Annotated in this window: 11 protein-coding genes and 1 pseudogene; 3 read left to right on the top strand and 9 right to left on the bottom strand. The window is 70.7% G+C overall.

What is annotated here, in order from left to right; all coding sequences use genetic code 11:
- Positions 1–192: 192 nt before the first annotated feature.
- Positions 193–1200 carry a hypothetical protein gene (locus ENSA5_RS30270; protein ID WP_106395190.1) on the bottom strand — a complete coding sequence of 336 codons (1008 nt, stop codon included), beginning with the start codon at positions 1198–1200 and terminating at the stop codon, positions 193–195.
- A 23-nt stretch (positions 1201–1223) separates the two neighbouring features.
- A complete protein-coding gene (gene fmt, locus ENSA5_RS30265) occupies positions 1224–2180 on the bottom strand; it encodes a methionyl-tRNA formyltransferase (RefSeq protein WP_258183065.1) in 957 nt (318 codons plus the stop codon).
- 269 nt (positions 2181–2449) lie between these two features.
- On the opposite strand from fmt, the gene ENSA5_RS30260 reads away from it, so the two are divergent.
- Complete coding sequence (locus ENSA5_RS30260) at positions 2450–2755, top strand: hypothetical protein (RefSeq protein ID WP_106395189.1); 306 nt, start codon at positions 2450–2452, stop codon at positions 2753–2755.
- A gap of 266 nt (positions 2756–3021) precedes the next feature.
- On the opposite strand, the gene ENSA5_RS30255 is transcribed toward ENSA5_RS30260, so the two are convergent.
- The 5 genes from ENSA5_RS30255 to ENSA5_RS30235 all read right to left on the bottom strand — a co-directional run bounded on the left by ENSA5_RS30255 (position 3022) and on the right by ENSA5_RS30235 (position 10469).
- The gene (locus tag ENSA5_RS30255) at positions 3022–5694 is read right to left on the bottom strand and encodes a DUF4388 domain-containing protein (protein ID WP_106395188.1); all 2673 of its coding nucleotides are present in this window, start codon (positions 5692–5694) and stop codon (positions 3022–3024) included.
- Between the two features lie 861 nt (positions 5695–6555).
- On the bottom strand, positions 6556–9189 hold the full coding sequence (gene priA / locus ENSA5_RS30250; protein WP_106395187.1) for a replication restart helicase PriA: 2634 nt from the start codon (positions 9187–9189) through the stop codon (positions 6556–6558).
- A 30-nt stretch (positions 9190–9219) separates the two neighbouring features.
- The gene (locus ENSA5_RS30245; protein WP_106395186.1) at positions 9220–9489 is read right to left on the bottom strand and encodes a hypothetical protein; all 270 of its coding nucleotides are present in this window, start codon (positions 9487–9489) and stop codon (positions 9220–9222) included.
- Between the two features lie 240 nt (positions 9490–9729).
- Positions 9730–9996, bottom strand: a complete 267-nt coding sequence (locus ENSA5_RS30240) for a hypothetical protein (RefSeq protein WP_106395185.1) — start codon at positions 9994–9996, stop codon at positions 9730–9732.
- A 287-nt stretch (positions 9997–10283) separates the two neighbouring features.
- Positions 10284–10469 carry a hypothetical protein gene (locus tag ENSA5_RS30235; protein ID WP_106395184.1) on the bottom strand — a complete coding sequence of 62 codons (186 nt, stop codon included), beginning with the start codon at positions 10467–10469 and terminating at the stop codon, positions 10284–10286.
- 386 nt (positions 10470–10855) lie between these two features.
- On the opposite strand from ENSA5_RS30235, the gene ENSA5_RS30230 reads away from it, so the two are divergent.
- Positions 10856–15919 carry an AAA family ATPase gene (locus ENSA5_RS30230; protein ID WP_106395183.1) on the top strand — a complete coding sequence of 1688 codons (5064 nt, stop codon included), beginning with the start codon at positions 10856–10858 and terminating at the stop codon, positions 15917–15919.
- Positions 15920–16548: 629 nt separating this feature from the next.
- On the opposite strand, the gene ENSA5_RS30225 is transcribed toward ENSA5_RS30230, so the two are convergent.
- Positions 16549–16767, bottom strand: coding sequence for a hypothetical protein (locus ENSA5_RS30225; RefSeq protein ID WP_106395182.1), 219 nt, complete (start codon positions 16765–16767; stop codon positions 16549–16551).
- A gap of 559 nt (positions 16768–17326) precedes the next feature.
- A complete protein-coding gene (locus ENSA5_RS30220) occupies positions 17327–17959 on the bottom strand; it encodes a hypothetical protein (RefSeq protein ID WP_106395181.1) in 633 nt (210 codons plus the stop codon).
- Between the two features lie 497 nt (positions 17960–18456).
- On the opposite strand from ENSA5_RS30220, the pseudogene ENSA5_RS39860 reads away from it, so the two are divergent.
- Positions 18457–18702 (top strand): annotated as a pseudogene (locus ENSA5_RS39860) (FHA domain-containing protein); the annotation flags it as partial.
- Positions 18703–19633 lie beyond the last annotated feature (931 nt).

The raw sequence follows: 19633 nt of genomic DNA, 5'->3' as shown, positions 1-19633 counted from the left end.
GACTTCGAGATCTGAAAGCTGATCTCCTCGGGCTGGAGTCTGGCCAGGAACGTTGGACACTGTCTCGTACGGCGATCCCCCGAGCTCGGACCTCCCCTCGCCTTTTTGCGCTCGGCTCCTGGCGGGGGGTGACCCCGCCCCGGACGGCCGGGCGCCCTCTCGCGCGGTCAGCAGGCCTGCTTGGCCTGAACACTAATCGAGCGCGTCGAGAAGCTGGGCGTCGAAGCCCGCCTGGTCGACGTAGAGCGCCGAGAGCCGAGCCACGCGGGTGCGCACCGCAGGCTCGCGGGCGAGGGCCGAGAGCAGGGCCGCGGCCTCCAGGGCGACGACCGGCTCGGCGAGCAGGGCTCGGAGGGCGTCGTCGAACGCGAGCGCGTCGAAGGGCTGGACGAGCGCGAGCGTGAACAGCTGCTCAGAACGCGCGCGGACCTGCTCGTCGGCCAGGGCCCGAGTCAGCGCTTCGGCGAGCAGCTCCGCGCTGCGCTCGAGATCGATGATCTCGGCCAGCGCGAGCGCGGCGGCCTCGGACGCGAGGGTCGCCCGGAGGCCGACGAGGAGCTCGCCCGCCCGGGCGGGATCCGCCAGTCGTCGCTCGAGCCGCGCCTGGAGAGCCTGCGACTCGCGGCCCAGGCGTTCGCGCGCTGACGCCTCGAAGCTCGGATCCTCGAGCCGCGCGACGACCCCCTCCGCGATCGTTGCGGCCCCGCCAGCCTCGGCGATCAGCACGGGCGCGAGGACCACGTCCGTGGCCCGCAGCTCGGCGCGCAGGCCCTGCTCGAGCCGCGCCGCCAGCTCGGGTCGGGTGAGCCGCTCGTCGACGAAGCCGACGAAGCCCTCGCTGATCGCCGCGACGTCGAGCTCGGGGTTTTGGCGGGCGTAGTCGACGAGCGCCGCGCGCGTGGCCGCGCTGTGCTCGAGCCGGGCGAAGAGCTGCTCGGATGCGCGCGCGAGCTCCGGATCCTTGGCCACGCGCGCGAGCAGGCGCGCGACCGCGGCCTCGACCGCGGGATCCTCGAGCCGGGCGGCGAGGCCGAGCGAGCTAGCGACCGCCGGGTCGCGGGCCGCGGCCTCGAGCCCGTCGACCGCGCTGGCCCGGACTCCGCCGAGATCGAGCCCGGGATCCCGCTCGCCAGCTTGGGCCTCGCCCCCGGGCTTCGGGCCGCGCTCACAGGCCCCGAGCGCGAGCGCGACGAGAACCAAAGCGAGCCTGCCCGCGCCCCCGCTCACGTGCCGAGGCGCTCCGCGTCCGCGAAGGGGTGGCCGGCCGCGTAGTCGCGCGCGGACATCCGGCGCTTGCCGGGCCCCTGGAGCTGCCCCATGCACACGACCGCGTCGCGGCAGCACACGTGCAGACCCTGGGCGTCGACGCCCAGCACGGTCCCCGCCGCGGCCTCGGGCGGGCGCGCGCGCTCGCTGTTCGCGGCCGCGAACAGCTTGAGGCGGGCCCCCGCGCGCGTGCTGTAGGCGGCCGGCCAGGGATCCATCCCGCGGACGTGATCGATGACCTCGGTCGCCGCGCGCGACCAGTCGACCTCGCCCTCGGCCTTGTCGAGCTTGGCCGCGTGGACCGGCTCGCCGTCGAGCTCGGCCTGATCTCGCGGCGGCGGGACCTCGGGGAACTCGGTCAGGAACTCGTCGAGGACCTCGCCGCCGAGGACCGCGAGGCGCTCGAACAGCTCGCCGGAGGTCTCCTCGGGGCCGATCGGCGTCGCGCGCATGCGATAGACCGGGCCCGTGTCGCAGCCGAGGTCCATGCGCATGATCGCGACGCCGGTCTGCGCGTCGCCGGCCAGGACCGCGCGCTGGATCGGCGCCGCCCCGCGCCAGCGCGGCAGCAGCGAGGCGTGGACGTTGACGCAGCCGTGGGTCGGCAGCTCGAGCACGTCGGCCCCGAGGATCCGCCCGTACGCCGTCACCACGATCAGCTCGGGCTCGAAGGGCTCGAGCAGCGCGCGCAGCCGGCCCTTGCGGACCTTGGTCGGCTGCAACACCGGGACCCCGAGGGCCTCGGCCGCGACCTTGACCGCGGGCGGCCGGAGCTTGCGCCCGCGGCCGGCCGGGCGGTCGGGCTGGCTGACGACCGCCCGCAGCTCACAGCGGCGCGCGACCGCGTGGAGCGAGGGCACAGCAAAGTCGGGCGAACCCATGAACACGGCGCGGAGCTGGGGCGAATCGGCCACGGCCCGGGAAGCTATCACGAGCACGGGTTCGCGCACGCCCCGGGTTCGTTTAGCAGCCCGTGGTGCAATGCATCGTGTCGCCTCGCGCCGGAATTTTCGCCGAGGGCGCGAAGCCAAAACGCCGCTGTACCGGGCGTACTGCAAGTTTTGGCGACAAAGCCCTCGGCGAAAAGGCCAAGCGAGGCGGCGCGAGGCATTGCACCACGGGCTGTTAGACCCCCCCAGCCGCTTCGGATGTGATCGATTCGGGCGGGCGAGCTACGAACAGGTTGCGTGCTCTGCTGATTGGACTGAGTCTGATCACCGGTTCGACGCTGCCCCTCGCCGCCTGCGGCGACCCAACCCAGGTCTCGGACGGCGACGGCGCCGCGCAGATCGGCGTGGTCGCCGAACTCGACATCACGCCCGAGGTCGCGATCGACGACGAGAAGGGCACCGCCTCGTCTTCGAGGCTAGTACGAGCCGAGAGGCGAGCGTTTGGGGTGAGCGGAGGGGGCTTCGCCGCCGCAGCGAGGGGCCTTTTTGAAAGGCCCCTTGAAGACCACTACTCGCCGAGAGGCGAGCGTTTGGGGTGAGCGGAGGGGGCTTCGCTGCCGCAGCGAGGGGCCTTTTTGAAAGGCCCCTTGAAGACCACTACTCGCCGAGAGTCGAGCGTTTGGGGTGAGCGGAGGGGGCTTCGCCGCCGCAGCGAGGGGCCTTTTTGAAAGGCCCCTTGAAGACCACTACTCGCCGAGAGTCGAGCGTTTGGGGTGAGCGGAGGGGGCTTCGCCGCCGCAGCGAGGGGCCTTTTGAAAGGCCCCTTGAAGACGAGTAGGCCTGAGTCGAGCGCGCAGCGCTCGACTCAGACCTGGCTCGGATCGCCGAGGTGCGCGAGGTAGGCCGAGCGCATCGCGTCGTCAGCCAGGATGTCGCGCGCCTCTTCGATCGCGGCCCGGAGCTCGCGCAGCTCGCGAACGTGGCGGCGGCGAGACTCGTCCTCGAGCGCCTCGTCCTCGAAGGTCGAGCTCAGCTCCGTGTGCGCCTGGCGGATCTCGCTGCGCGAGGCGTCGCGCGTGACTCCCAGGAGCTCGAAATAGTCGGCCTCTCGGGCCAGGCGCAGGCGCTCGAGGATCCGCTCGCTGTCGACCTGGCTCGGGTCGCGGTCGCCGAGCGCGGGCGGCTGGGCCTCCTCGCGCAGGTCGACGTAGCCGGCCAGGTCGAGGGTGAACAGCAGCGCGAACAAGGCCTGCTCGTCGGCCCCGTCGGCGAGCAGCGCCGCGACGCCGTGGCGGCCGTCGAAGCGCCGCAGCCACGACTCTTCTTCGGGCAGCAGGCGAAAGCGCTCGCCGAGCTCGTCGATGACCGCGTCGACGGCCGCGCGCCGATCTTCACCGAGCTCGTCGGTCCCGGCCCGCAGACGCGGGACCAGCGGGCCACGCCCGCCCACGCGCCGGGTCAGGCGATCCTCGAGCTCGCTGGCGTCGCAGCGATAGCGGACCCCGTCGAGGACCAGCGCGGCCATCGGGACCTCGAGCTGGATCGGCTCGTCGGTCCGCTCGCCGGGCTCGCTCGTCCAGCTGCCCTCGGACCAGACGAAGGTCGCGTCGATGACCCGGGCGAGGTGGTCGCGCAGCAGCACGTCGAGCTCGCGGCTCTTGAGGAAGCCGGCGTCGACCAGCAGCTGCCCCGCGCGGCGCGGCTCCTTGGCCGCGAGCCGCCGCGCGGTCTCGTACTGCGGGCGGGTCAGCACGCCGCGGCGCAACAGCCCGTCGACGAGCCGGTCGCGGGTCGCCGTGCTGCGCGCGAACACGGCCTCGCCGTCGTGGAGCCAGACCTGCTTCTCGATCCGCTGGCGGTTGAGCCGGAGCTTGCCAGTGAAGCGCTGTTCGTGGAGCGCCCACAGGATCGTTGCGACGTCGGTGTCGGCGCTCAGCTTGCCCGACTCGCGCAAGCTCGGATCGATGCGCAGGCTCGGCGCCGAGGGCCGGGTGGGCGCGATGCTTCGGCCGGCGCGACGAGCTCGCGGGGTCTTGGCGGGCTCGGGCTCGTCGCTGCGCGGAGGCGCCTCGCTGAGCTCGGGCTTGGGCTCGGGCTTGGGCTTGGGCTCGGGCTCGAGGCTCTGGGTCGGCTCGCGACTCGGAGCGCGACCACGCGCCATCGACCGCCCCGCATCCGAGCCGCGGCCACGATCGCCGCGGGCCCGGGGGGAATCTCCGGGGCTCCCGTCTCCCGTCCAGCCCCCCAGGCTGCGCCGACGGGTCGTCGCGCTGCTGCGTTCGCGCCGGATCATCGTGGACTCGCTCGGGTCGAAGTCGTCGACGGGCCAGAGGGTGTCGCGCGCGTGGGGGTCGAAGCGCCCGGTGCTCTCGGACGGCTCCCGCCCCGACCGAGGCGGCTCCCGCTCGGGTCGGGCCGACTCGCGGCCCGCGTCCCGCCCCGGGCGGCGACCGAGCAGCACGGCGCTCGAGCGCGAGCTGCTCCGGCCCTCATCCGGGCGCTCACGGCCGCGCCGCAGCGGGCCCTCGTGCTCGGCGCGATCCCAGGCCCGGGTCCGCGAGCTCGACGAGCTCCCCCGGCCCGAGCCGGTCTCCTCGCTCGGCGAGTCTCGCCAACTCCGGCGGCCGGGCCCGGTGTCGTGATCGGGGTCGGGCGGACGCCGCGAGCGCCCCATCTCGACGGTCCGCGAGCGCGGCCGGTCTCGCTCCGGCGCGCGATCGAGCGGGTCCCGGCGAGCGCGGGCCAGAGGCCTCAGTCCGTCGCCGCGGACCGGCTCGTAGGAGCCCGACCTCCCCCGGATGTGCTCCCCGATCTCCGTGATCAGAGGATCGCTCGACTCGTCGCCCGGTGGATCCACGTCGGGGATGCCGTCGAGGCCCATCTGCGCCAGCTCGGGGTCCGAGCGCGAGTCGTCGCTGCGCAGGGACTCCTCGAGGCGATCGAGGGTCCGATGGAGCTCCCCCAGCGCCGCGCCCCGGGGCCGCTTCCGACGCCTGGGCCCATCTCGCTCATCGCGTCGCTCGTCGCCCGGGCCTGGTTCACCGCGCGGGTCTCGATCGCTGCGCGGATCGCCAGCTTGGCTGTCCCGCCTCGGCCCCCGCGCGCGCCCGTCGTGCCTCGGCCCCCGCTCGTCTTCGTAGTCACGCCCCCGCGACACGGGACCCCGCGCGGCTCCGCTCGGTCGCACGAACTGCGCGAGCGCGTGGCGAAGCTCGACCTCGTCCGCCGGCTCCTCGACGAAGTGGTCGGCCCCGATGTCGAGGACGTCGGCGAGATCGCGCAAGTTGCCGCCGAGGCGCCCGTACAAGATCACCGGGATCGAGGCGCCCGCTCGGGTTCGCCGCAGGCCGGCGAGCAGCACGTCGGCGTCGAGGTCGCTGATGCACGCGACGATCGCCGCGGGCGGGGAGCTGGTCCTCACCCGCCGGTTGAGCTCACGTGGCGAACACAGCGCCACGCCATAACCATTCGCCGCGATCTGGTCGGCGAGCTGGCGGCGTCCGGCCGGGTCGCCGACGATCAGGATCTCCGGCGTCACGCGGCGAGAGATTACCAAAGCAAGCCCAGGGCAGAAGTGCCCAAAGCCACCCGCGCCCAACACGCAGCCACCGTTCACAGCCTCGCCCCCTCTCAGAACCTCGCCCTCGCATACCTAAAGCCCCTCCTTGGCACGTATAGGAGCCCCCTTTTAGGGGGCCACGCAGACCAGCGCGAAGCTCATACCGACCCACAGAGCGAGCTATCGAGCGACCGGCCGCGAAGCGGCCGCCGTGGAGAGTGGCCTCTTAGATGAGGCTGGGGGTCTCTGAGGCGTGGAGAGTGGCCTCTCAGATGAGGCTGGGGGTCTCTGAGGCGTGGAGAGTGGCCTCTTAGATGAGGCTGGGGGTCTCTGAGGCGTGGAGAGTGGCCTCTTAGATGAGGCTGGGGGTCTCTGAGACGTGGTGACTGACCTCTTAAGTGAGGCCGTGGGTCTCCGAGGCGTGGTCAGTGAGCTCTTTTAGACCCCCCTGGGCATCTTAGACTTTGCCACACGCCTCGGAGACCCCTAGCGACACCTAAGAGCCCCCTCGCATACGCATGCCCCTCCTTAGCACGTATAGGAGCCCCCTCTTAGGGGGCCACGCAGACCAGCGCGAAGCTCATACCGACCCACAGAGCGAGCTATCGAGCGACCGGCCGCGAAGCGGCCGCCGTGTGGCAAAGTCTAAAACGCCCAGGGGGGTCTAAAGAAAACCGAGCGACCGGCCGCGAAGCGGCCGCCGTGTGGCAAAGTCTAAAACGCCCAGGGGGGTCTAAAGAAAACCGAGCGACCGGCCGCGAAGCGGCCGCCGTGTGGCAAAGTCTAAAACGCTCAGGGGGGTCTAAAGAAACCCGCCCAGGGGGGTCTAAGGAACCCCGTTCACATCAGCGAGTAGGGATCCACGTCGACGCGCGCGACGGTCCCGGTCCGGCCCCGCCCCCGCGGACCCAGGGCCTGGCGCAGGTGCCGAAGCACCCAGCGCATCGGCCCGCGCTCGCCCGCGCGGACCAGGATCTGCATCCGCAGCCGTCGGTTGATGCGCCCGATCGGCGAGTCGTCGGGCCCGTGGGCGCCGACCTTCGTCGCCCCGCCGGCTCGGACCCGGGCGACCAATTCGTGGACCAGCGCGCCGAGCTCACGAGCGCGCGCGCTCACCTGCGCTCGATCTTCGCCGCTGATCCGGATCAACGCCGCGTGCCCGAGGGGCGGGTTGTCGAGGGGCGGGTGCCCGACGTTGGCCCGCGCCGCGAGCTCGAGCTCGGCGAAGCCCTCGAAGTCGTGGCGCTGCGCGTGCTGGATCGCGACGTTGTCCGGGGCCCAGGTCTGCAACACCACGCGCCCCGGCCGATCGCCGCGCCCGGCTCGACCCGCGACCTGCGTCAGGAGCTGAAAGACGCGCTCGGTCGCGCGAAAGTCGGGCAGCGCGAGGCCCTGATCGGCGCGCAGCACCCCGACCAGGGTGACGCCGGGGAAGTCGTGGCCCTTCGACAGCATCTGGGTGCCGATCAACACGTCGGCCTCGCGGCGCCGAAAGCGATCGAGGACCTCGACCAGCGCCCGGCCGCGCGAGGTGTCACGATCGAGGCGCGCGACCCGGACCCCGGGGAGGTCGGCCGCGAGCGCGACCTCGACCCGCTCGGTGCCCGCGGCGCCGTGCTCGAGCTCGCTGCCGCCGCAGCTGCTGCAGCGCTCGGGCGCGCCCTCGATGTGCCCGCACAGGTGGCACATCAAGCGGTTGCGCCCGAGGTGGTAGGTCATCGACGGCGCCGAGCAGTCGGGGCACTGTTGAAAGGAGCCGCAGGTCTGGCACGACAGCGCGGTCGTGTAGCCGCGTCGATTGAGGAACACGATCGCCTGCTCGCCCGCGGCCACGGTGTCGAGCAGGCGCGTCCGCAGCGTGGCGCTGAGCAAGGTCTCGCGGTTGGGCAGGTGCTCGCGGAGGTTGACGATCTCGACCTCGGGCAGCGGCCGGGGGGTCGGTCGGACCGTCAGCGAGAGGAGCTCGAGCCGGCCCTCGCGGGTCCCGTGCCAGCTCTCGAGCGAGGGCGTCGCCGAGCCGAGGACGACGATGGCGTCGAGGCTTCGGGCGCGGACCAGGGCCACGTCGCGGGCGTTGTAGCGGACGCCGTCGTCTTGCTTGAACGACGCGTCGTGCTCCTCGTCGACGACGATGACCCGCAGCTTGGGGACCGGCGCGAACACGGCCGAGCGCGCGCCGATCACGATCGGCCGTCGGCCCGCGCGGATGTGGGCCTGGGCGTCGAGGCGCTGCTGCGGGGTCAGCCCGCTGTGGAGGACCGCGACCTCGTCGCCGAAGCGGGCCCGGAAGCGCTCGGCCAGCTGCGGAGTCAAGGCGATCTCCGGGACCAGCACGATCGCCCCGCAGCCGCGCCGACGCACCTCGGCGATCAGGCGCAGGTAGACCTCGGTCTTGCCGCTGCCCGTGATGCCGTGGAGCAGCGAGCCGCGAAAGCGCCCGGCCTCCAGGGCCCCGAGCAAGCTGGTGAGCGCGGCCTCCTGGTCGTCGGTCAGGCGCGGTGGCTCGCCCGCCTCGAGCGCTGGCGCGGCGAAGGGATCGAGCTCGCGCAGGCGCTCGGACTCGATCACCAACCCGGCGCCGAGCAGCGGCTTGATCAGCTGGCGGACCCGCGGAAAGGGCCCGCGCAGCTCGGAGATCGAGGTCCAGATCTCGGGCGCTTGGAGCTCGAGGTAGTCGAGCAGGGCGCGACGCTGCTTGCTGCGGCCGACGGCCTCGGCCAGCGCGGGCTCGTCGCCGCTGCCGCTGCGCAGGCGGTCGGTCCGGCGATAGTGGACCTCCGTGCGGGCGCGCCGACTCTCGGCCTCGCCGGCGTCGACCTCGACGAGCCCGCGCGCGGCCAGCTTTGAGAGTCGGACGAGGATCGCGGGGATCGCCGGGCGCCCGCGCGCCTTGGACAGGCTCGCGACCGCGAGGCCCTTGGTCCCGGGGCCTGCGCCCGCCTCGGCCAGACGCTCGAGCACCCGTCGATCGTGGGTCGCGAGCTCGACCTCGGCGCTGCGCTGGCCTCGGGCGCCCGTGAGCAGCGGGTTCGAGGCGGCCTCGAGCGCGGCCGCGCCCACGTCCGAGAGCCGCGCCCGCCGAGCGTCGACGCCCATGGCCGAGGCCGGCAGCGCCAGGCGGTAGGTCTCACCGACCGGCGCGACGTAGTAGTCGGCGATCCACTCGCACAGCGAGACCAGATCCTCGCTCAGCGCGGGCGCGTCTGGGGGATCGAGGAGCTCGAGCAGCTCCCGCAGCTGGCCCTCGGGGCGCTCGGCGGCGACCGGCCGGACCACGCCGATCAACACGCGCGCGCCAAAGGGCACGACGACCCGGGCCCCGGGCGGGGGCAGCTCGAGCTCGGGCGGGACCGCGTAGGAGAACGCCTGGTCGAGGGCGACCGGGACCGCGACCGAGACCAGGCGAGTCGCGCCCGCTTCTTGGGTCGGCTCCGTGAGCTCGGTCTGCTCCTCGCTGCGCTCGTCCTCCGCCAAGCTTCGACCTCGCTGAGATGCCCGCGCGCGTCAAGGTCGGCGATCGCCGGACGCCCGGGCCCGCTCGCGGGCCTGTGCGCGGGTCAGATGCAATCCCTGCCACAGGCGGCGGGCGCTGACCAGTCGCTCGATCACACCGACCAGCGCGGCGACCAGGGCCAGGGTCAGCAGCCCGCGCCCGATCCACCCCGCCCAGACCACCCAGAGGCTCGCCCCGCCGCCAAGCTCGGCGTCGACGCTCCGCGCGGCGCCAGCCAGGGCCGGCAGCAGCCCCCCGGCGACCAGGACGAGCGCCCCCACACACCAAGCCAGTGTGGTAAGGGCATCCAACCCGGTATTTTTGGGCGGCGCAAGGGGCGCAGCGCTGGCTCGGCGGTGTCCGAGGGCCACTCGACACATGCAGGTGGACCTCGCCGCGCTCGACTCGGCCAGAGATCTCTCTGCCTCGGCAACGAGTGGCGCGAGATCGCGCTCAGCTTGCTCGAAGCCTCAGACTCGAGGCGCGGCGAGACCGTCGCGGCCAAAATCAGGTCGCGCCCGTCAGGCGGCGAGGTCGAGCGAACGTTGTCCGACGCTCGGATCCCCGGGTAAGTACCCCGGACGGTCGCGCTTCGCACCCGACCAGCGGCGGTCGACCTTGAGCTCGAGCTCGTGCTTGGTTCCGCCGGCTTCGATCACGACGGGAAAAGCGGTCTTCCACTCGTAATCCCCGGGACGATCGGGCAGGTTCTCGCGCGGCTCGACGGTAACCATGATTGTAGCGAGGGGGATCTCGACGGCGGCCTTGCCCTCGCTGTCGGCCTGCACGCTAATGTCTCCGATCGTGACTTTGGCGTCGGGTCGCGTCTCGATCCCGAACTCGAGCGGCTTGGGCTTGTCGCCCGAGGAGACGCTGAAGCCGAGCGAGATCCGGCTTACAGGAATACAGGGTGCCCGACTCCGCCTGGCACTCCTCTATCAACTTTGCCAACCTTTCTATGTTCGTATCTCCCATGCCCGATCCCAGCTTCTCCTCGAGGGTTTCCATTTTATCGATCCTCGCATCGAAGAGTTTGAACTCTCGCGCCACGGATTTCTCAATCTTGCCTACGTCGTCACCGGCGCGTGGTCGCTCGGCGTGCTCGCTCGGGCGAGCACTCGCTGGCGGCCGACCCACCCGAGGTCTTGGCGCTGCGGCGGGCAGCGAGCTCGAGCCCGGCGAGCACCCGGTCGGTGTCGTCCGCGAGCACGCCGTGGTTTCGCACCGCGTGCAAGCACGGCGGCGAGATGACGGCACGCACCCGCACGATGAGATCGAGCGGTCGAGCAAGACCGCGAGCAGATCATTGGTCCACGCTCGGCGGTAGTCTCGAGGCGCACGTTTTGTTGTCGGTGGCCGTGCGTCGTCGTGCCACAATCGCTCGATTCACGAGCGATCGCGGCTGGGGACCTGTCCATGGTCCCATAACTGGCTTGGATAGGATCACGTGATTGCCGCACTTGCCAGCGCGAAAATGTACCACCACTGGTCCCACCTGGGAGGGGTGGGGCCAATGGTGGCAGGAGTGCGTTGACTTGTGTGCAAGAGGTCTCTACGCTCTGTGGGCGACTGGCGGCTGAAACCTGGCCTCCTTTGGCCATTTCCGCGCAAGCGCGATTGCACTGTACGCATTTGCCGCGTTTTTCCATGACCACCTTCAGTCAATACACAGTCCTCGATTCCGTTCATGAAGGCAGGGAGAGCCGGGTGGTCCGGGCGCGGCGTCAGCATGACGATTTGGTTGTTGTGCTCAAGCTGCCGCGGCGCAGCCCACCGAGCGCCCGGGACGTGGCCCGGCTGCAGCACGAGTACACCATCTTGTCGGAGCTGGCGCTGCCCGGCGTGGTCCAGGCCCACGCGCTCGAGCACGACGACGCGGACATCGGCCTGGTGCTCGCGGCGCTCGACGGCGAGTCTCTCGATCGGCTGTTGAGCGCTGGCCAACTCCCGGTGGAGCAGGCGCTGAAGATCGCGCTGGGGGTCGCCAGGATCCTCGCAGACATCCACGATCACGGGGTCATCCATCGGGACATCAAGCCGTCGAACATCATGGTCGGGCCGGACCGAGCCAGCGTGCACGTGATCGACTTTGGCCTGGCCACCCGGCTCTCGCAGGAGACCCAGCGGCTGACCAGCCCCGACGCGCTCGAGGGCACCTTGGCCTATCTCTCGCCCGAGCAGACCGGCCGCATGAATCGGTCGATCGACCGGCGCACGGATCTCTATTCGTTTGGTGTGACGCTCTATCGAATGCTGACGGGGGTGCTGCCGTTCACCAGCGACGACCCGCTCGAGCTGGTCCACAGCCACATCGCGCGGATGCCTGCGAGCCCGTGCGAGCACGCCTCGCAGGTCCCCGAGGTCGTCTGCGCCGTGGCGATGAAGCTGCTCGCCAAGGCGCCCGAGGACCGCTACCAGAGCGCGCACGGCCTCGCGGCGGACCTCGACGCGTGCCTGAAACAGCTGGCTGGCGACGGCTCGGTGCTGCCCTTTGTCCTGGCCCAGCACGAGCAGGCGCCACGCCTGCGCGCGCCTCAGCGGCTGTTTGGTCGCGATCAGGAGATCCAGGTGTTGCGCGAGACGCTTGCGCGCGTCCACGAGGGTGGGTCGGAGTTGCTGCTCGTGACCGGCTATTCGGGGATCGGGAAGAGCACGCTGGTCCACGAGCTGCACCCGATCATGGCGCTCTCGGGCGGCACCTTCATCGCGGGCAAGTTTGATCAGCTCGCTCGCAACACGCCCTACGCCGCGCTGGTCCAGGCGTTCCGCGACCTCGTTCGGCAGGCGCTCGACGAACCCGAGCGCCGCCGCGAGCCGCTGCGCACCGAGCTCGCCCGCGCGCTCGCGGGTGGCGGGCAGGTGCTCGTTGATCTGATCCCGGAGCTCGGCGAGTTGCTCGGGCCCCAGCCGCCGGTCGCCGAGCTTGGGCCGAGCGAGGCGCAAAACCGCTTCAATCGTCTGTTCGATGGTTTTGTGCAGGTGTTCGCGAGTGGCGACGCGCCGCTGGTCGTGTTCCTCGACGATCTTCAGTGGAGTGATCTCACGTCGATCCGCCTGCTGCAGGCACTGCTCGGCGGAACCCAGCCGCGCCGGCTGCTCATCGTGGGGGCCTACCGCGACAACGAGGTCGGCCCGGCGCACCCACTCGCCGCCGCGCTCGAGCAGCTGCGGGCGAGCGAGGTCGCCGTGAACGAGATCAACCTCGGACCGCTGCAGCCCGCCGATCTCTGCGAGTTGCTCGCCGAAGTGCTCGACAGCACGACCGATGTCGTCGAGCCCCTGGCGAGGGCGATGTACCGCAAGACCCAGGGCAACCCGTTTTTCATCGGCCAGTTTCTGCGCACGCTGCAGGAGGACGGCTCGCTGCGGCTGGACGAGTCGGGTGGCGGCTTCGTGTGGGACCTGGAGGCATTGAACGCGCGCGGCGTCGCCGAGAACGTCGCCGACTTCATGGACCGGCGGATCCGTCTGCGCGACGCACAGACCCAGCGGGTGCTCGCGCTCGCGGCGTGTATTGGCCACCGGTTTGATCTCGACACGCTCGCCACGATCTGTGAGCTGTCGCCAACCGAGGCTGCGGGTGCGCTGTGGGAGGCCCTCGAGGAGGGGCTCGTGGTGCCCGAGGGCGTCGACCACCGCTTCATCCATCACAACTTCGAGACCGGCACGATCGCCACCGACTTTGGCGAGGGGCTCGATATCGCCTACCGCTTCTCGCATGACCGCGTGCAGCAGGCCGCGTACTCGTTGATCAACGACGAGCGCAGGGCCGCGACCCACCTCCAGATCGGGCGCATGTTGCTGGCGCATGCTGGTGATCAGCCGCGCGGTGATCAGCTGTTCGAGATCGCCAACCACCTCAATATTGGCGCGTCGCTGATCACCGATCCCGCGCAGCGATTCACGCTGGCCCGGCTCGACCTCGCCGCCGCACGCAGGGCCAAGCGGTCCACGGCCTACGCGGTGGCGCTCGAGTATTCGCGCTGTGGCGCCGCGATCGAGCTCGAGCCGGGCCCGGACGCCGACCGGCTCAGCTTCGACTTGCGCTGCCAGATCGCCGAATGCACGTACCTGACCGGCGCCTTTGCGGACGCGCAGGTGTTGTTTGATCAGTTGATCGAGGAGGCGCCGAGCGAGCTCGACCGCTCCGCGGTCTACACTTTGGTGCTGTGCATGTATCAGGTCGCCGGCAGGTATGCCGAGGCGGTCGACGTCGGCGCCGAGGCGCTCGCGCGTTTCGGGGTGACGCTGCCCGCGACCGACGCCGAGACGGAGGCGGCGATATCGACCTTGCTGGCCGAGCTCGACCGGCGCCTGGAGGGTCGTGAGATCGCGGCGCTGCTCGACGCCCCCCGCATGGCTGACCCGGTCCAGCGTGCGATCCTCGGGCTGCTGGTGAGCATCATTCCGTGTGCCTACATTGGCCGGAGCAGCATGTTTCCGTACCTCACGCTGAAGGGCGTGAGCTTGTCGCTGACCCACGGCAATAGCGAGGACTCGTGCTACGTCTATAGCGCCTACGGCGTGATGCTGGTCGGTATATTTGGTCAGATGCCGCGGGGCTTCGCGTTCTCCGAGATGTCGGTTCGCCTCAATGAGCGGTTCGGCGACGCCAAGCTGCGCGGCACCTTGTTGCACCTGCACGGCGATCACGTCTATTTTTGGTGTCGGCACATTCGCACCGGCTTGCCGCTGCTCGAGACCGCGTTTCAAGCCTGTATTGACGTCGGTGATCTGGTCTATGCTTCGTTCCTCGCGTTCGAGACCGTGTGGCAACGCTTCGAGTGTGGCGACCCGCTCCCCGAGGTTCGCCAGCACGCCGAGCGCTTCCTCGCGTTTGCGGCCGAGAGCAAGAACGAGGCGGTCTACGAGACGATCCGGCTCGAGCAGCAATTCTTTGCCAGCCTGGCCGGAACAACTCGACCGGGCACCCTGCTCGACGACGCGACATTCGAGGCGGAGGCGTGCCTGCGCCGGGTGACGGAGGCGAGCTTTGGCTGCGGCATCGCGTTCTATCACATCATCCATGTGATCCTGCTGGTCATGAATGGCCAGCCGCAGGCGGCACTCGTCGAGGCCGAGGCGGTCCGCGGCGAGCTCGGTGCCATCATGGCGATGCCGATCGAGGCAACCTTCTACATGTTCGAGGCGCTGGCGATCGCCGCTGACGCGCGCACCCGCGAGCCCGCGGACCGGACCGCGGCGCTGGCCCGGCTCCAGGAGCACCTCGACCGGCTCGCACTGTGGGCCCAACATTGCCCGGAGAACTTCGAGCACAAGCACCTGCTCGTGCGCGCCGAGGTGGCCCGGCTCGCCGATGATCCGCTCGCGGCCGAGGCGTTCTACGATGACGCGATCAACTCGGCCCAACGCCATGGCTTTGTGCAGTACGAGGCCCTGGCCAACGAGCGATGTGGGCACTTCTATCTCGAGCGCGAGCGCTTGCGGATCGCGGCGCTGTACCTGCGCGCCGCCCAGGACGGCTACGCGCAATGGGGCGCGCACGCCAAGGTCGATCAGCTCGACCGCGAGATGTCGAAACTGCCGACCTCGGCGGCATCGGTGGCGCGGATCGACGGCGAGGCGGTGAGCATCTCGACGACCGGATCGACCGCCCGCTCGACCGCGACGAGCAGCGCGAGCAGTTGGGCCTTCGATCTCAGCACCGTCTTGCGGCTCGGTCAGGCCCTCGCCGGCGAGATCGAGCTCGAGCCCTTGCTGAACCGACTCATGCGGATCGTGCTGCAAAACGCAGGCGGCACCAGTTGCGCGTTGGTGCTCGAGCGCGACGGTGTGCTCGAGGTCGCGGCCAGCTGCACCGCCGACCCGGACGCCGTGCAGATCCACCTGCGGACCCCCTTGGCCGAACGCCCCGAGCTGCCGGCCACGGTGGTGCTGCACGTCGCGCGCACCCGCGAGTCGCTGGTGCTCGCCGACGCGAGCGAGGACAGCCGGTTCGGGTTCGACCCTGCGCTGGCGGATCAGCCTGGGCGATCGATCCTGTGCCTCGCGTTGGTTCACCGGAGGCGGCTGAGCGGCGTCCTGTACATCGAACACACCCTGGTCTGCGACGCCTTTGACCGCGGGCGGGTCGAGCTGCTCGAGATGCTCTGCTCACACGCCGTGACCGCGGTCGAGAACGCGCTGCTGTACCGCAACGTGCTCGACATGAGTGCCGCGCAGGCCCGAACCAACGAGCTGCTCGAGCAGGAGGTCGAGTTGCGCACGATCTCGCTGAGGGAGGCCAACGAGCGGCTGTCGGCCGAGCTGCAAGAGCGCGAGCGGGCCGAGCGGGTCCGGGCCGAGCTCAACGAAAAGGTGATTCGCATGCAAGAGGCGATGCTCGAGGAGCTGTCGACGCCGCTGATCCCGATCACCGACTCGATCATGGTCATGCCGCTGATCGGGACCCTCGATACCCGCCGCGCCGAGCGGGTCCTGGAGACGATCTTGGAGGGCGCGCAGCGCCGGCGCGCGCGGGTGGTGATCCTCGACATTAGCGGGATGAAGACCATCGACACCCCCGGGGTAACGGTGCTGGTGCGCAGCGCCTCGGCCCTGCGGCTGATCGGTACCCGTGCGATGTTGACCGGCATGAGCCCGATGGTCGCGCAGATCCTGGTCGAGCTTGGTGCCGATCTTCGCAGCCTCGACACCTTTGGCAGCCTGCAAGCCGGCATCGCGTTTGCGCTCAATTTGCTCGAGAGCTAGCAGCCCTTCGCGGCGGAGGGCCCGAGCGAAGCTGAGGTCCTCCGCCTTGCTCGGCTCGCTCGCGGAAGAGCGGCCAGTACTGCTCGACGGTCTGGTGGAGCAGAGTCTCCTCGGGCCGACGGCGCTCGTAACCATCCCGGCGTGAGGCCGTCGAGCACGTTGCAGACGCATGAGCCACGACCACAGCTCCTCGGCCGTGGCGCGTTCGAGTTGCAGAACTTGTACGGCGTCAGCCGAGGTGGCCGGGAGCTGGGCCAACCATCCGCGCGTCGGTCGGCTCGACCTCGGCCTCGCCGTTTGACCGGCACGACCAACTCGCTCACAAGGGCGTGATGGGGACTCGCGTGCGCTCGCCCAGCGACGGCCAGCGACGGCCAGTCGAGCGTGACCCCGCGCATGCTGAAGTGTCGCTTGGCGCTCTGCCCCCGCCCCAGACCTGCACAACAACACACTCTCCACCACCCGAGGGCATCTTGCTCCTCCTCCGCCCCCCCCTGATGTGCCCTAACCGCACGAGCTCGCTGTCGGCGTCGACGCACTCGCGCTGGGCTTCGAGCTCATCGTCCGGAATTGCCCGTTCGGATGTCGTAGGCACCGGAGTTCGAGGATAAACTCCACTACTGAGGCACTCAGGGGAGCTTGACTCGCGTCTGCTGGTTGGTGTCGACACTCACCTCGGACATTCCGCCACCCGACCATCCGCGGACCACGAGGGAGGCCTTGGGCAGGCTCTGAAACTCGACGCTCTGCCGCGCGCCGTACAGGCTCGCCTGAGCGATCGGAAAGACGCCGCCGGGGCGATATAGGTCGAGCGCACGCCCATCCGCCCGGACAACGGTGCCGCTCACGCCGGTCGGACGATGCGGTGCTCGCTCACTCAAGGCCTTGCTCGGGCGGAGCTCGAAGCGAACGGGAGCCGGGGGCCCGTCGGGCTCGTCTACTCGATCGCTCGACTCGGTGTTTCCCCAAGCGTAATAGACCGCGATCGAAATGAGCGTAACGAGTACAACTGTGATGCCAATGCGCTTTTGCATTATGGATAAGCGCCGGAACGAGTATGTCACACACTCCGGCGCACAAGTGTTCAGATGCTAGCGATCAGGCCGGAGTGCACGAGCCTCCGCCCCCCGTTGGATTCCACTCGAAGTCCCCGCCCTGGCAAGCGCACCATGGGATCAGGGTGTCGTTACAGCTCTCGTAGCCGTCGCAGGTGAAGGAGCCTCCGCCCGTGGGGTCGGTGCCGATCCCGGGGCTCTCGCGTAGGAGAACGCCTGGTCGAGGGCGACCGGGACCGCGACCGAGACCAGGCGAGTCGCGCCCGCTTCTTGGGTCGGCTCCGTGAGCTCGGTCTGCTCCTCGCTGCGCTCGTCTTCCGCCAAGCTTCGACCTCGCTGAGATGCCCGCGAGTCAAGGTCGGCGATCGCCGGACGCCCGGGCCCGCTCGCGGGCCTGTGCGCGGGTCAGGTGCAATCCCTGCCACAGGCGGCGGGCGCTGACCAGTCGCTCGATCACACCGACCAGCGCGGCGACCAGGGCCAGGGTAAGCAGCCCGCGCCCGCTCCACCCCGCCCAGACCACCCAGAGGCTCGCCCCGCCGCCAAGCTCGGCGTCGACGCTCCGCGCGGCGCCAGCCAGGGCCGGCAGCAGCCCCCCGGCGACCAGGACGAGCGCCCCCACACACCAAGCCAGTCCCAGGCCGGGCGGGATCTCGCCGATCTCGGGGTCCACCCCCAGCTCGCGCCGGGACCGTCGGCGCCCACCGAGGACGACGACGGCGATCCCACCCCCTCCGAGCAGGGCGGCCAGCGCCGCGGCCAGGGGCGCTGGATCGGGCGGAACCGGGACCCGGCCCGCGAACGCCCCGTCGAGCGCGGCGCCGAGCCAGGCGGGCGCACCGGCCCCGAGACCGGCCAGCGGACCGAATACCGCCCAGACGATCAGGGCCAGGCCGGCCAGGACCAGCCCCCGCGAGCGCGGGCGGAGGCCGGCCGCCCGCGCGCTTCGCAGACGACGCTGGCTCGGAGGGACCCCAGCAGACACCCCAGGGTCCTCGCAGCCCCGCGGTCCAATCGCAACAAAACAGCCGTGAGGCGAGCGTTTGGGGGGAGCGGAGGGGCTTCGCCGCCGCAGCGAGGGGCCTCTTCGAAAGGCCTCTTCGAAAGGCCCCTTGAAGACGAGAAGATCTGGGTCGAGCGCGCAGCGCTTGATTCAGGGCGAGTACGAGCCGTGAGGCGAGCGTTTAGGGGGAGCGGAGGGGGCTTCGCCGCCGCAGCGAGGGGCCTTTTCGAAAGGCCCCTTGAAGACGAGAAGACCTGGGTCGAGCGCGCAGCGCTCGATTCAGGGCGAGTACGAGCCGTGAGGCGAGCGTTTGGGGTGAGCGGAGGGGGCTTCGCCGCCGCAGCGAGGGGCCTTTTCGAAAGGCCCCTTGAAGACGAGAAGACCTGGGTCGAGCGCGCAGCGCTCGACCCAGGTCTGGGAGGGCCAGTGACCCCGTGGCTTTGAGGGCGATCGCCGGGTTAGTCTCTCGGTTGAACGCCATGATTCGCATCTCGCTCAGCGAAGAGGGCAAGCCGCCACGGCTGCTGACCTTCGATCGGCCGGCCGTGACGATCGGACGCCGTGAAGGTAACGACCTGCGCCTCCAGACGGCCGGCATCTCCGGACGGCACTGCCAAATCAGCCGGGTCGGCAACGGCTTTCAGGTCCAGGACCTCGGCTCGACCAACGGGACCTATCTAAACCGCCAGAAGGTCGTGCAGCCGAGCCCGCTCAAGCCCGGCGACGAGATCGTCATCGCGCGCTGGACCCTGAAGGTCATCGCGGACCAGCAAGGCGCTGGCGCGAGCGCCGGCGCGATGGCGCAGCCGATCGTCAACCGCGGCGGACCCGGAGGGCCTCCGCCCAACATGCGCGGCCCCGGTGGACCTCCGCCCAACATGCGCGGCCCCGGTGGACCTCCGCCCAACATGCGCGGCCCCGGCGGACCTCCGCCCAACATGCGCGGCCCCGGCGGGGCCCCGCGCCCCGGCGGAGCTCCCAACATGCGAGGGCCGGGCGGACCGCCTCCCAACATGCGCGGCCCCGGTGGACCTCCTCCCAACATGCAGGGGCCCCCCTCCAACATGCAGGGGCCACCCTCGCTCGGAGGTGGACCTCCGGGACCCCCGAACCTCGCCGAAGGCCCCCCCAGTCCTCGACAGGGCGGCAAGACGCTTCCCCCGATGATGGGCGGCGGCGGCGGTGGTGGTGGCGGCGGGCTCCCGGCCGATGCCGGTCACACGGTGCCCCCCGCTCTCGGTGGAGCGCCCAAGCTCCAGGGTGGTCCTGGCCTCGGCGGGCCTCCCGGGCTCGGCGGCGGGCCTCCCGGGCTCGGCGGTGGGCCTCCCGGACTCGGCGGCGGGCCTCCCGGACTCGGCGGCGGGCCTCCCTCCCTCGGTGGTGGCGGGCCACCCTCGCTCGGCGGCGGCGGTCCCCCCTCGCTCGCCGGCGGCGGTCCCCCCTCTCTCGCCGGCGGCGGTCCCCCCTCTCTCGCCGGCGGCGGAGCTCCTTCCCTTGGTGGCGGTGCTCCTTCCCTCGGTGGCGGCGCTCCCTCCCTTGGTGGCGGGGCTCCTTCCCTCGGCGGCGGTGCTCCTTCCCTCGGTGGCGGTGCTCCTTCCCTTGGTGGCGGTGCTCCTTCCCTTGGTGGCGGTGCTCCCTCCCTCGGTGGCGGTGCTC

The sequence above is a fragment of the Enhygromyxa salina genome (assembly GCF_002994615.1).
Taxonomy (GTDB): Bacteria; Myxococcota_A; Polyangia; order Nannocystales; family Nannocystaceae; genus Plesiocystis; species Plesiocystis salina_A.
Note: the sequence above shows the minus strand (reverse complement) of the source record. Positions and strands in the feature narration are given on the sequence as shown.

Coding starts and splice junctions, on each gene's coding strand:
- ENSA5_RS30230 (WP_106395183.1), top strand. CDS start 10,856: ATGACCACCTTCAGTCAATACACAGTCCTCGATTCCGTTCATGAAGGC.